At 61.7% G+C, this 736-nt stretch carries 1 pseudogene; it reads left to right on the forward strand.

The features are described from left to right. A pseudogene (locus MKK70_RS10060) lies at positions 1-721 on the forward strand (IS5 family transposase); the annotation flags it as partial. Between the last annotated feature and the right edge of the window lie 15 nt (positions 722-736).

Below are 736 nucleotides of genomic sequence, written 5' to 3' on the forward strand. Positions count from 1 at the left end.
TGTACGTGTTGAGCACGGGCTGTCAGTGGCGGGCCTTGCCGACGGATATGCTGGCCCGCAGCACGGTCTACGGCTACTTCGACCTGCGGGACTACGATGGCACGCTGATGCGCATCCATCCCGCGCTGTTCGTGCGGTGCCGGGAGCAGGCGAGACGCGAGGCGAGTCCGACAGCGGCGATCTTCGATACTTAGAGCGTCAAGGCCGCGGAAAAGGGGGGCGATTGATCCGTCCAACTTCGACATGGGCAAGACGATCAAAGGGAAGAAACGCTACATCCTCGTCGACACCCAGGGCCTGCTGATGCACGCCCTGGTGCATTCAGCCAGCGTGCAGGACTGCGACGGCGGGGTGTGGGAGATGGCCACCCTGTTCGGCCTCTATCCGTTCCTGCTCAAGCTCTACGCCGACGGCGGCTATCAGGGACCGCGCTTCCAGGCCGGACTACGTCGCGCCTGGCGAGGGGTCGATGTCGCGATCGTCGAGCGATCCGATCAGGCCGATGCCATCACGGTGCAAGGCTTCACCGTGCTGCCAAATCACTGGATCGTCGATCATTCGACAAGCTCAGGATGAGAGTACCCCCGCCTGGCTGAACTGCTGCCGCCGCCTTACCAAGGACTGGGAATGCCAAAGCCGAAAGGCCTTGGCATTCCTCGACTGGGTCTCCGTGCGTCCCTTGATCCGTAAGCTCTGCCAAAATGCAAATGATTCCGGATAGACTTTGAGACCTGCA

It is taken from the genome of Methylobacterium sp. E-041 (assembly GCF_022829665.1).
In the GTDB taxonomy this organism is placed as follows: Bacteria; Pseudomonadota; Alphaproteobacteria; order Rhizobiales; family Beijerinckiaceae; genus Methylobacterium.